Below are 13,625 nucleotides of genomic sequence, written 5' to 3'. Positions count from 1 at the left end.
CCTTCGGGTTCTCCGGATCGCTTGGCTCGGCGACGCCGGTGGCGGTGCTCGCGGTGATGGGGCGGCTTTCGGTCCGCTCATAGGAGCCGTCGCGGGGAGCGCGATGAACGGACGTGTGGTCGCCCTGTGTCATGCCGTTCCGAAGTCGCGGCAAATTCACCGTTCAATTTTCCGGTGTTAGATGATTAAATCGGAGATTCCTCCAGCGCAGCCGTAAAGAGGTCGCCTTCGGCATGCGGAAACGGTCATTTCCGGCACAGTTCGAAAAAAGGGACTTCTGTCTATAAATGGATGTCTTTCAGGTACATGAGCGGCTAATCGCCGACTACGACCGGTTCACGACCTCGCTCGTGCACGTCCGCGACGACCGCATCGCCCGGCACCTGGAAGACGAGCGAGAGGCTCGCGTGCGATGGCCGCATCCATGGGTCTCGCTGAATCCCAGCTTCGCCGGTGGGGGAACGGTCTCCGAGCTGGTCGGAGCGGGGCTGCTGCACCCGATGTGCGAGCGTCTCTTCAGAATCAAGACCGATGGGAACGATCCAGGGGATCGATCCCTCTCGCTCCACCGCCACCAGCGCGAGGCGGTCGAGGCGGCCCGCGACGGCGGTAGCTACGTCCTGACCACCGGGACGGGCTCCGGCAAGAGCCTCGCCTACATGGTCCCGATCGTCGATTCCGTTCTCCGTGACCCCGACCCCGGCCGGGTCAAGGCGATAGTCGTCTATCCGATGAATGCGCTGGCCAACAGCCAGCTTCACGAGCTGGAGCGATTCCTCGAATGGGGACTCCCCAAGGACGCGCGTCCGGTCAGCTTCGACCGTTACACCGGGCAGGAGAGCGAGGAGAAGCGCAACCGTATCCTCGCCCGTAAGCCGGACATCCTGCTCACCAACTACGTGATGCTGGAATACCTGCTCACCAGGCCCGATGAGCGCAGGGATCTGATCGGGGCGGCGCAGGGCCTGCGCTTTCTCGTGCTGGACGAGCTGCACACCTACCGGGGCCGCCAGGGTGCCGACGTGGCACTGCTCGTACGGCGTCTACGGGACGCCTGCGACACGCCGGACCTGCAGTGCGTGGGCACCTCGGCCACGATGGCGACCACCAAGACCTTCGCCGAGGCGCAGACGGTGGTGGCCGAGGTCGCCACCCGCCTGTTCGGCACCGACGTCAGCCCTGACCGGGTGATCGGTGAGACTCTCATCCGTGCGACGAGCGACAAGGCCCCGACCTCCGCCGAGCTTGTCATCAGCATGGCGAAGGCCGGCAGTGGCCGGTCTTACGCGGAGCTGGCCGACGACGCCCTGGCGATCTGGATCGAGTCGGAATTCGGCCTGGAGGCCGAGCCGGGAAGCGACCGGTTGGTCCGGCGCCGCCCCGAGAAGGTCGCCGAGACCGCCAAGGCTCTGACCGATGTCACAGGCCGGCCCGAGGTCGAGTGCGCGGGTGCGATCGAACGGCTTCTCCAGGAGGGGGCGCGGGCACCGCACCCGGAGACCGGACGGCCGCTGTTCGCGTTCCGCCTCCACCAGTTCCTCTCGAAGGGCGACACCACCTACGTCAGCCTGGAGCCCGAGGCCGAGCGTCACATCACCAGCCAGTACCAGGTCAGCGTCCCGGGCCAGCGGGAGAAGATCCTGCTGCCCCTCGCCTTCTGCCGGGAGTGCGGACAGGACTACCTGGTCGTCGCAAGGGAGAAAGGCGAGCGCTACAGCGCCCGCCAGGAAGCGAACGTGCCCGGCGGCGACACGGTCAACGGCTACCTCTACATCAGCACCGAGCATCCCTGGCCGGTCGATCCGGTGGGGGAGGGCAGGCTGCCGGACTCCTGGCTGGAGCCGGCCGCCGACGGCCGCACGCAGGTGCGCCCGTCGCTGAGCGACCGGCTCCCCCGCGAGGTGTGGCTCGGCCCCGGTGGTTCCGAGGTCCCCGCCGGTGAGGGCATCCACGCCTGGTACGTGCCCTCGCCGTTCCGTTTCTGCCTGCGCTGCCGGGTGTCCTATGAGCAGAGCCGGGGACGGGACTTCGCCAAGCTGGCCACCTTCGCGACCGAGGGCCGCAGCTCGGCCGTGTCGATCATCAGCGCGAGCATCGTGCGGAGCCTCCGTGAGCAGAACGAGAAGGGCCGGCTCGATGACGAGGCCCGCAAGTTGCTCACCTTCGTCGACAACCGGCAGGATGCCAGCCTTCAGGCGGGACACCTGAACGACTTCGTCCAGGTCACCCAGCTCCGTGGTGCTCTTTACCGTGCGGCGCGAGCCGCGGGTGAGGAAGGGCTGCGCCACGACGAGGTGGCCCAGCGGGTGGCGAAGGTGATGAACCTGCCGCTTGAGGCCTTCGCCCGCAACCCGGAGGTGAAGTTCGGCCAGAAGGAGGCCGTCCTCAAGGCGTTCCGCGGGGTCCTCTCCTACCTCATCTACCTCGACCTGGAGCGCGGCTGGCGTATTACCATGCCGAACCTGGAGCAGACCGGGCTGCTCCGCTTCGACTACGTGGCACTCGACGAGATCGCCGCCGACACCGAGCACTGGGAACGCACCCATCCCGCGCTGCGCACCGACGAGCCCGCTCATAGGGCCGAGCTGGCCCGCCTCGTGCTGGACGAGATGCGGCGGGCGCTCGCCGTCGACGTGGACGAGCTCACGCCCGAGGGCTTCGAACGGATCCAGAAGCAGAGCGACCAGAATCTCACCGGGGCCTGGGCACTCGCCGAGGGCGGGAACCGCGACAGCGCCCGCACCGTGTTCGCCCGGTCGGGGCGTCCGGGTGAGAGCCGCGACAGGGTCAACTTCACCGGCCGGTCCGGTCTCGGCAGCTATCTCCGCCGCGCGGGAATGTTCCCCAACTATGGGCACAGGCTCACGGTCGACGACGCTCAAGAGATCATCGTCGACCTCCTGTGGGTCCTGGAGAAGTACGGCCTGCTCACCGAGGTCCAAGAAGGGCGCGACGGGACGAAGGGCTACCGTCTCAGGTCCTCCGAGCTGATCTGGCGAGCCGGAGACGGCACCACGGGCGCCCCCGACCCGATCCGGAAGACAGTGGATCCGGAGGTCGGCACCCGGGTCAGCACGTTCTTCCGCGACCTCTACGCGGAGGTCGCGTCCGGGCTCGCGGGCATTCACGCGGCCGAGCACACCGCCCAGGTGCGAGCCGAGGATCGTCAGGAGCGTGAGCGGCTGTTCCGCGACGGCGAGCTTCCCCTGCTCTACTGCTCGCCCACGATGGAGCTCGGAGTCGACATCGCCACCCTCAACTCGGTGGCGATGCGCAACGTGCCGCCGACCCCCGCCAACTACGCCCAGCGCTCCGGCCGGGCAGGGCGGAGCGGCCAGCCGGCCCTCATCACCACCTACTGCTCCACCGGTAGCTCGCACGACCAGTACTATTTCCGGCGCAGCCGCCTGATGGTCGCCGGGAGCGTCCAGCCGCCCCGGCTCGACCTGACCAACGAGGATCTGATCCTCTCCCACGTCCACGCCATCTGGCTGGCGGAGACGGGCGCGCAACTGCACAGCCAGATGGCCGACGTGATCGACATCTCACGCCTGGACAGGCTGCCCCTGCACGAGCACATCCGGATCCAGCTTGCCGACGACAGCGCGCGCCGCCGGGCCGTACCGCGTGCCCGGCGCATGCTCGACACCATCGCGAAGACCGAGCGGCTGGACAGGACCACCTGGTGGGACGAGGGCTGGGTCGAGCGGAAGGTGCTCGGGGCGGCTGAAAAGTTCGACGCCGCCTGCGGCCGGTGGCGCGACCTGTACCGGGCGGCGATCGCCGAGCAGGCCGAGCAGAACCGCCGCGTCCTGGATCACGCCTCCACGCCGCAGGCCCGTCAGCGGGCACAGGGCCGCCGTCTCCAGGCCGAGAACCAGATACGGCTGCTCAAGAACGAGGACACCGAGCAGCAGTTCAGTGACTTCTACACCTACCGCTACTTCGCCTCCGAGGGATTCCTCCCCGGCTACTCGTTCCCCCGGCTCCCGCTCGCCGCCTACATCCCCGGCCGCAAGCAGCGTGGCAGCTACGTGCAGCGCCCCCGGTTCATCGCGATCGGCGAGTTCGGTCCGGGTGCGTTGATCTACCACGAGGGCCAGCGCTACCAGGTGGCCAGCATCCAGGTCCCGGCCGGAGAGTCGGGCGAGGTGGCAACCGCCGAAGCCCGTATCTGTGGCGCTTGCCGCTACTGGCACGCCCGCGAGGCGGGCGTCGACCGATGCGAGGAGTGCGGTGCCGAACTGGGGGGCTCCCTGGGCGGCCTCATGCACCTGCAGACCGTGCACACCATCCGCCGCGAGCGCATCTCCTCCGACGAGGAGGAGCGACGCCGGGCCGGGTTCGAGCTCCTCACCAGCTACCGCTTCAGCACCCACGGCACCCGCTCGGGCCGGATGCAGGCCGATGTGGTCAGAGACGGCCGCTCGCTGGCCGAACTCGTGTACGGCGACACCGCCACGGTCCGCGTCATCAACCGGGGCAACAAGGGACGTCGTAACCGTAACGACGTCGGCTTCTGGCTGGACCCGGTCCGTGGTCGCTGGCTCAGCGAGTCCAAGGCCTCCGAACGCACTCCCGAGGATCAGGGCCTGACATCGGCCGAGGACGCGCAACGTGTGTTGAAGGTCGTCCCGTTCGTCGAGGACAGCAAGAACATCTGTGTGGTCCGCCTCTCCGACCAGGTATCGGAGACGGAGGCCACCACCCTCCGCTACGCGCTGGAGCGCGGCATCGAGGCCGAGTTCCAGCTTGAGGACGCCGAGTTGACGAGCGAGGCGCTGCCCGACCCGCTCCGGCGGGCGCGGATGCTGTTCATCGAGAGCGCCGAGGGCGGGGCGGGCGTGCTCCGCAGGCTCCACGACGAGCACGACGCGCTGCAGCGGGTCGCCCGGAGGGCGCTGAAGATCATCCACGTTGATCCGGACACCGGTGAGGACTACGGCCGCGCTCCCGGCGCTCGCGAGCGGTGCGAGCGCGGCTGCTACGACTGCCTGCTCTCCTACGCCAACCAGCTGTGGCACGAGCAGATCGACCGGCTCGCGGTCGTGGAGCGGTTGCGCGAGCTGGCCTCCGCCGTCACCAAGCCGACCGGCGGCCACACGTCCGCGGAAGAGCACATGGGCAGCCTCAGGGACTCGTCCGGCAGCGAGTTGGAGCGCCGGTTCGTCGAATTCCTCCGGGAGGGTGACTACCGCCTGCCCGACGGCGCCCAGGAGATCCTCGCCGACGCACGGGCGAAGCCGGACTTCGTCTATCGCACGCAGGCCGGGAACGTCGCGGTCTTCGTCGACGGGCCCCACCACGACGCCGCGCACGTCAACGAGCGCGACATGCAGGCCGAGGACAGGCTGATGGACCTGGGCTGGCTGGTCATCAGATTCCGATACGACGAGGAGTGGGACGAGATCGTGCGCAGCTACCCGAGCGTCTTCGGCACCGGACGGGCCACCCGATGAGCTACACCGTCGGCTCCCTGGTGTCCGCCCGAGGCCGTGAATGGGTCGTCCAGCCCGGCAGCGGGGATGAGTTCCTTCTCGCCCGCCCGCTCAACGGCGACACCGACTTCGAGGCCTGCCTGTTCGCCGACGAGGTCACCGACGCGACTTTCCCGTCGCCCCGGCCCGAAGAGGTCGGCGACAGCGTCGCCGCCGGACTGCTCCGTACGGCGCTGCGCATCGGGTTCACCTCGGGAGCCGGCCCGTTCCGCTCCCTGGCGTCGATCGCCGTCGATCCGCGTCAGTACCAGCTCGTCCCGCTGCTGCTCGCGCTGCGCATGGAGACCGTACGGCTGCTCATCGGCGACGACGTCGGCATCGGCAAGACCATCGAGTCCGGGCTGATCGCCAAGGAGCTTCTGGAGCGGGGCGAGGCGTCCGGCCTGACCGTGCTCTGCTCCCCGGCCCTGGCCGAGCAGTGGCGCGACGAGCTGCGCGACAAGTTCGCCATCGACGCGACACTGGTACTGCGGTCCACCGCCACCCGTCTGGAGCGCGAGCTCCGTCTCGATGAGACGATCTTCGATCGGCACAGACACACGGTGGTCTCGACCGACTTCATCAAGGCCGACCGCCGCTACCAGCAGTTCGTCCGCACCTGCCCGGACCTGGTCATCGTCGACGAGGCACACACCTGTGTGTCGGCGGGCTCTTCCAGCAGACAGAGCCAGCTCCGCTACCGGCTGCTGCAGGAGATCGCCGCCGATGCGCGGCGACACCTCATCCTGGTCACCGCGACCCCGCACAGCGGCAAGGAGAACGCCTTCCGCGACCTCATCGCCCTGCTCGACCCCGCCCTGGCCACCGTGGACCTGGAGAGCGCGAAGGGCCGCGAGCACCTGGCCAGATACTTCGTCCAGCGCCGCCGCCGCGACATCCGCAAGTTCCTCAGGGAGGACTCTCCGTACCACCAGGAGACGCCCTTCCCGCAGGACCGTCACGTCCGCGACGTCTCCTACGCGCTCACCGGCGAGTACGGCAAGCTCGCCCGCCAGGTCCTCGACTACGCCCGCGAGACGGTCCGCAAGCCGGGCACCGGCCTGAGCCGGCGCGTGTCCTGGTGGTCGGCTCTGGCGCTGCTGCGCTCGGTCGCCTCGTCACCGAGGGCCGCCGCCGCGACGCTCACCACCCGCTCGGCGACCGTCCCCGCGGAGACCGCCCAGGAGGCCGACGAGCTCGGACGCTCCAGCGTCCTCGACCTCACCGACGAGGAGGGGCTGGAGGGCATCGACGCGGCGGCCGGAGGCCTTACTGGCGGGGACGGCGAGACCTCGCCGGACAGCGAGCGATTGAAGCGGCTCGCCCGAGCCTTCGCCAAGATCGAAGGGCCGAAGGACGACGCCAAGCTGACGGCGCTCATCGACGAGGTCAAGTCGCTGCTGCTCGACGGCTACGACCCGATCGTCTTCTGCCGGTTCATCCCCACCGCCGAGTACGTCGCCGAGCACCTGGCCAAGGCCCTCGGCAAGAAGGCCCACGTCCGCCACGTCACGGGGCAGCTCCCGCCGGAGGCGCGGCTGGCGGCCATCGAGGAGCTCGGCGCGGAACCGGGACGGCACGTCCTGGTCGCCACCGACTGCCTGTCCGAGGGCGTCAACCTGCAGGAGCACTTCCAGGCCGTTGTCCACTACGACCTGGCGTGGAACCCGACCCGCCACGAGCAGCGGGAAGGTCGCGTCGACCGGTTCGGCCAGCGCAAGCAGACCGTCCGCGCGGTCACCATGTACGGCCTGGACAACGGCATCGACGGTGTCGTGCTCGACGTGCTGATCCGCAAGCACCGCACGATCGCCAAGCAGACCGGCGTCGCCGTACCCGTCCCCAGCGGCGGAGACGACGTCATCAAGGCGCTCGTCGAGGGCCTGCTGATGCGCGGCGACGACAGCCAGGACCAGCTCGACCTGGACCTCGGTGTCACCAAGACCCGCGACCAGATCCACCGGTCATGGGAGAGCGCCGCCGACCGCGAGTCCAAGGCCCTCACGAAGTACGCCCACTCCGGCGTCAAGCTCGACGAGGTCGAACGGGAGGTCGCCGAGATCCGCGCCGCGCTGGGCAGCCCCGCCGACATCGCCGGGTTCACCCGCGAGGCGCTGTCCGGCTTCGGCGCGATCATCGACAACCGGGTCGAGGGCTTCGCCGCCGACACCAGGCAACTGCCGATCTCCGTACGGCACGCCCTCGGTCTCAGCTTCAACGGCAAGGCCCCGGAGCTGGACTTCCATCCCGACATCCCGGCGCCACCGGGCAGCCACGCCCTGGTGCGGACCGACCCCCTGGTCCGCCATCTCGCCCGGACGACCCTGGACTCCGCCCTCGACGCCGAGGGCCCGGCCAGGCGCTTCGGCGTCACCCGCACCGACGCCGTCACGACCCGCACGACCGTGCTCCTGGTCCGCTACCGCTTCCACGTGACACTGCCCGGCCGCACCGGGACGCGCACGCTCATCGCCGAGGACGCCCAGGTGCTCGCCTACCGGACCGGTGCGGACGGGCGCGAATGGCTCGGCGACGCCGAAGTGTCGGACGTGCTGACCTCCCGCCCGGAGAACACCCTGCGCCAGCTGGTCGAGCGCGCCGCCCAGCGCGCCGCCGAGGAGATCCCCGCCCTCGATCACGACCTGCGCACCCGGGGCGAGGCCCTCGCCGCCAAGCTCGCCGAATCCCACCAGCGCGTCCGCGGCGCCATCGGCGCGGGAGTGAGAGGACTCAAGGTGACCGCCAACCGCGAAGCCGACGTGCTCGGCGTCTACGTCTACCTCCCGGCCGGCGGTGCCCGATGAGAGGCACCTCCTACCTGGCGGTCGAGGTCGCGGGCGGCCTGATCCCGCAGGACGTGCTGTCCCGGATCGGCGCCGCCGACCGCGAGCTGCCCGGCATCCGTCCCGAGGACTATCACCTTGCCGCCTCCGAACGGCTGGGCGACGCGGCGAGCCGTAGATGGGACTACCTGCTCGGCGCCTACCGCGCGTTCCGCGAGCGCGTGGACGGGCTGCCGGACGGCGACCCCGCCACGACGCCGACCCGAGAACGCTGGCTGCAGGTGCTCCTGAGCGAGCTGGGCTTCGGGCACGTGCCGTACATCCGTGGCGGATTGAAAGCGGGGGACAAGGAGTTCCCCGTCTCCCACCTGTGGCACAACGTGCCCATGCACCTGCTCGGCTGGAACACCAGGCTGGACAGGGCCACACCCGGCCGCGCCGAGACCAAGCGGGCACCGCAGTCGATGCTGCAGGAGTTTCTCAACCTCTCCGACGACCACCTGTGGGGCGTGCTCTCCAACGGCCGGCAGCTCCGCATCCTGCGCGACTCCACCGCCCTGGTCGGCTCGGCGTATGTCGAGTTCGACCTCGAAGCCATCTTCGACGGCGAGCTCTACTCGGAGTTCGTGCTGCTCTACACGCTGCTGCACGCCTCCCGCTTCGAGCTCATCTCCGGTGACGACTCGACGCCCACGTGCGCCGACTGCTGGCTGGAGAAATGGCGCGCCTTCGCCGCCGAGACCGGCCTGCGGGCCCGCGACCAGCTCCGCGACGGCGTGCAGAAGGCCCTCGAAGCGCTCGGCACCGGCTTCCTCGTCGCGAACCCGGGGCTGCGCGACCAGCTCGTCTCCGGCGCCCTCAAGCGGGAGGACTTCCATCACGAGCTGCTCCGCCTGGCCTACCAGCTGATCTTCCTCTTCGTCGCCGAGGACCGCGGCGCCCTGCTCACCCCGGACGCGGCGCAGGACGCCAGGGACCGCTACGCCACCTACTTCTCCACCCGGCGCCTGCGTAGCCTTGCCGCCCGCCGCGCCGGAGACCGCCACACCGACCTGTGGAAGACCACCGCCAGGGTCATCAGGGCCCTCGGAGACGACGACGGCCTGCCCATGCTCGGCCTGCCCGGCCTCGGCGGTCTGTTCTTCCGTACGGCGGGCACCCTGGCGGAGCTGACCGACACGCCCGTGCCCGACCAGTTCCTCGTCTGCGACCTGCCCAACGAGGCGCTGCTCACCGCCGTCCGCCACATGTCCACCGTGCGCGGCAAGGACGGCCGGCCGCGCGACGTGGACTTCCAGCACCTGGGAGCCGAGGAGCTGGGCAGCGTCTACGAGTCGCTGCTGGAGCTGGTCCCGCACCCGGATCTCGCGGTGCCGACGTTCGAGCTGAAGACCGTGGCGGGCAACGACCGCAAGACCACCGGGTCCTACTACACGCCCTCGTCACTGATCGAGTCGCTGCTCGACACCGCGCTCGACCCGGTCATCGACGAGCACGCGAAGTCCGGTGTCGCCGATGACCTGTTGAAGATCACCGTCTGCGACCCGGCCTGCGGCTCCGGTCACTTCCTCGTCGCCGCCGCCCGGCGCATCGCCAAGCGGTATGCCGCGATGGTCACCGGCGAGGCCGAGCCGGTGCCGTCGGCGGTCCAGAAGGCGATGCACAAGGTCGTCGGGACGTGCATCTACGGCGTGGACATCCAGCCGCTCGCCGCCGAGCTGGCCAAGTTCTCCCTCTGGATGGAGTCCCTGGAGCCGGGCAAGCCGCTCGCCTTCCTCGACGCCCACATCAAGGTGGGCAACTCTCTGCTGGGCACCACGCCCAGGCTGCTGGACGACGGCATCCCGGATGAGGCGTTCAAGGCCATCGAGGGAGACGACAGGAAGATCGTCGCGTCGTTGAAGAAGGACAACGCCAGGCAGCGCCGCAACCAGGGCATGCTCTTCACGGAGACGGGCACTCGTCTCGGCAACAAGGAACTCGCCGGAGAGGTTCAGGCCCTGGCCGCCGTCCCGGTGTCGACCGTGGCCGACGTCCGGGAGCAGGAACGGAGGTTCCGCGAGTTCGAGCGGTCCGACGCGCTGACCCACGCCCGCCTGGTCGCCGACGCCTGGTGCGCGGCATTCGTCTGGCGCAAGCACGCCGACGCCCCGCCCGCCATCACGACCGACACCGTACGGCGGCTGCAGGAGGGAGGCGGCCTTCCCTCGGCTGTGGCCCTGGAGCTCGACCGGCTCGTGGAGCGATACCGCTTCTTCCACTGGCATCTGGAGTTTCCCGACGTCTTCGACGCCGAAGCCGGGGCCGGCTCCGACGCCAACGCGGCGACCGGCTGGAGGGGTGGTTTCACCTGCGTGCTCGGCAACCCACCGTGGGAGCGGGTCAAGCTTCAGGAGAAGGAGTTCTTCGCCGCCAGACACGAGGGCATCGCGAACGCCAAGAACGCCGCCGCCCGGAAGAAGGCCATCGCGGCCCTGGCCACCAGCGCGGAGGAGACCGACCGGTGGCTGTTCGCCGAGTTCGCGGGGGAACTTCGCAGCGCCGACGGCTGGACTCACCTGCTCCGCGAGTCGGGACGGTATCCGCTGACCGGGCGGGGTGACATCAACACTTACGCCGTCTTCGCCGAGACGGGGCGGACGCTCCTCGCGCCGAGCGGCCGGGTCGGCATGGTCCTGCCCACCGGTATCGCGACCGACGCGACCACGCAGTTCTTCTTCAAGGACATGGTGACGACGAAGACGCTCGCCTCGCTCTACGACTTCGAGAACGAGGACAAGCTCTTCGCGCACGTCCATCATTCGTTCCGATTCTGCCTGTGGACCGGGTCGGGCCCTCAAGCGCCTCGGCGCCGGATCGACCTGGCGTTCCGGCTCCGCCAGGTCGCGCATCTTGACGAGCGCTCTTTCACCCTCACACCCGAGGACATCACATTGCTCAATCCGAACACCGGAACTTGCCCGGTATTCGACTTCAAGCGCAATGCTGAGATAACTCTGGGAATCTATCGGCGAGTCCCGGTGCTCTGGCGAGAGAATCCCAAGAGCAATCCCTGGGAGCTGTCGTTTATGGCCATGTTGCATATGGCGAACGACTCCGGCCTCTTCCGTCCCAGCGCTGAAGAACGGGAGACGTTGGAAGGGATGCTGGCGGCTGGGTGGCAGCTCGACGGAAACCACCTCGTCAAGGGTGACGAACGCCTCCTTCCTCTATTCGAGGCGAAGATGCTCCACCACTTCGATGACCGCTTCGGAACTTACGAGGGCCAGACCCAGGCGCAGGCCAACGTGGGCACCCTGCCCCGACCTGCTCCTGTGCAGAAGGGCGACCCGGCCTACGTGGTGCAGCCCCGTTACTGGGTGGCCGAGAAGGAGGTTCAGGAGAGACTCTGTCCAGGGAACGTCGTCGAGGGTGATCGTCGTTTCCGTAAGTGGGACAAAGGGTGGCTACTCGGGTGGCGTGACATCTGCCGCAGTTCCGACGAACGTACTTTGATTGATTCTGTTTTTCCTCGTACCGCTACCCCTGACACCACTCTGTTAATGCTTCCCAATCGAGGGTCTGCCGCTTGTCTTTCCGGCAATCTCTCCTCATTTATTCTCGACTATGTAGTTCGACAGAAAAGCAGTGGTACGCACCTGAAGTATTTTACGGTGCGACAGTTGCCTATTCTTAGTCCAGAGGCATATGGCGAGGATTGTCTCTGGGGTCCAGGTGAGCGGCTGCACTTATGGGTTAGGGCGCGGGTGCTGGAGCTTTCCTATACCTCCTATGGCTTGGAGGCGTTCGCCCGCGACAACGGGGACAAGGGTGCCCCTTACAGGTGGGACGAGGAGCGGCGGTTCTGGCTGCGGGCCGAGTTGGATGCGGCCTACTTCCACCTCTATGGGGTGGTCCGCGAGGACGTGGACTACATCATGGACACCTTCCGTGCCTTCCGGAACAAGTCTCCTGACCTGTTCGAGCGCACCAAGAAGGCGATCCTGGAGATCTACGACGCCATGCAGGACGCCATCGACGGGCGGAAGCCGTACCAGACCCCGCTTGACCCGCCCCCCGGCCATGGCCCTCGTCACCCGGAGCGGCGCGCGTGACGCTCATTTTTATCGACGGGGATGGGCTGGCGGATCTGACCTCCTATCTACCCAGCGAACAACCGGCGGAACTGGCAACGCGTGCTGCGCTGAGCGCCGAGGGACTCAGGATCTCCTATGAGGAGCCGGCGGCTTGGCTGACGCAGCCATGTGAAGGACGAAACGGCTATCTGCACCTGCCCCTCTACCGCCGTGAAGAGGCTGTACCCGTCGAGCTCAAGCGACAGGAGATGGACTACATCTTCATGCGTGACGAGGCGGAGGTCTGGGCGGAAGAGGTGTTGGGCCTCAGCTCGACGGCTATCGTCGCAGTGAAGGCCTCCGATTGTTGCGGCCGCGCCATCGATATCGCCATTACGACAAGCAACAGCAAAGTGCTTTTCGATGAGCAGTTGGAGTGTCCATGCCGGGATACTGCAGGTAACTACTTTGCAGATCTTGCCGAAGAGCTCTTCGACTTAGTGCTTTGGGCCAATAGCGCACGTCATCGAGCTGTTCTTGTGGGCTGGGGTATGGCGGGTGTACTCGCGCTCACTACGGAGATCCGCCTCCTTGCAGAGCATCCGAACCGCCGGTTCCGACAGTGGGGACAGTTCGGGGGTGGGATTGAGTGGGAGGACGCGCAGACTTGGGATGCACACCGGCGCGGTAATTGGGAGGGCGACGATTGCCGCAGAGTTGCACTGGCCGAGCCACGGGCCTTGGACGAATGCCATGCCGTACTCGATCGGGTCCGGCGGATGGCGAATTCAGACCAAACCGAAGGATTTCAGTTTGATCTATTGATTGGTGACCCCGTTGTCGAGACCGACTCCCCTATTCTCCTGCCTGTCAGGCTCGGGCGGGAGAATTTTCGGCAGCGCAGCGACTGGGCTGAGTACAGGTACCTTTGCGAGCAGGCAGAGGAGCACGAGAAGTACGGCTTCGTTCAGCGGTTGCGTGGAGATCTGCCGCACCGTCGCGCCCGCAGCACGCCTGCCAAGCGGGCCGTTCTATTGCGTTGCAAGGGAGCGTGTGAGAACCCGGATTGTGAGAATCCCGGACGCCCCTCGGACACCTCGGTCGGCGGCGGTCCGATCCTGGACGTTGATCACATCGATGACCACGCCAAGGGCGGCCGAGATTATCCGGAGTTAATGATCGCGCTCTGCCCCAATTGCCATGCAGTCAAGACACGAGGGCGGAGCCGAGATGTTCTCCGAGAGAGGCTGAGGGAGGTTGCCCGTGAGCGTCACCTTGCCTGGCAGTCAAACTGAATGCCTGGCAAGGCG

4 protein-coding genes are annotated in these 13,625 nt (G+C 67.7%); all 4 read left to right on the top strand.

Annotation, left to right across the window (positions count from 1 at the left end; genetic code table 11):
• Positions 1-287: 287 nt before the first annotated feature.
• Genes SROS_RS37765 through SROS_RS48250 form a run of 4 tightly spaced genes read left to right on the top strand, consistent with a single transcriptional unit; the run spans position 288 to position 13,610 of the window.
• Positions 288-5,459: a DEAD/DEAH box helicase gene (locus SROS_RS37765; RefSeq protein WP_012894226.1), complete on the top strand. Its 5,172-nt coding sequence runs from the start codon at positions 288-290 to the stop codon at positions 5,457-5,459.
• Positions 5,456-8,281, top strand: coding sequence for a helicase-related protein (locus SROS_RS37760; RefSeq protein ID WP_012894225.1), 2,826 nt, complete (start codon positions 5,456-5,458; stop codon positions 8,279-8,281). Before SROS_RS37765 ends, SROS_RS37760 begins: the two co-directional genes overlap by 4 nt.
• A complete protein-coding gene (locus SROS_RS37755; protein ID WP_012894224.1) occupies positions 8,278-12,354 on the top strand; it encodes an Eco57I restriction-modification methylase domain-containing protein in 4,077 nt (1,358 codons plus the stop codon). The genes SROS_RS37760 and SROS_RS37755 overlap by 4 nt, the downstream gene beginning before the upstream one ends.
• A complete protein-coding gene (locus SROS_RS48250) occupies positions 12,351-13,610 on the top strand; it encodes an HNH endonuclease signature motif containing protein (RefSeq protein WP_012894223.1) in 1,260 nt (419 codons plus the stop codon). Before SROS_RS37755 ends, SROS_RS48250 begins: the two co-directional genes overlap by 4 nt.
• Positions 13,611-13,625 lie beyond the last annotated feature (15 nt).

Origin of the sequence: Streptosporangium roseum DSM 43021 (assembly GCF_000024865.1) — a bacterium.
Lineage (GTDB): Bacteria > Actinomycetota > Actinomycetes > Streptosporangiales > Streptosporangiaceae > Streptosporangium > Streptosporangium roseum.
This window is presented reverse-complemented; position numbering and strand designations above follow the sequence as displayed.

Excerpts from the sequence above, each read along its gene's own strand:
- SROS_RS37765 (WP_012894226.1), top strand. The coding sequence starts at position 288 with ATGGATGTCTTTCAGGTACATGAGCGGCTAATCGCCGACTACGACCGG.
- SROS_RS37760 (WP_012894225.1), top strand. The coding sequence starts at position 5,456 with ATGAGCTACACCGTCGGCTCCCTGGTGTCCGCCCGAGGCCGTGAATGG.
- SROS_RS37755 (WP_012894224.1), top strand. The coding sequence starts at position 8,278 with ATGAGAGGCACCTCCTACCTGGCGGTCGAGGTCGCGGGCGGCCTGATC.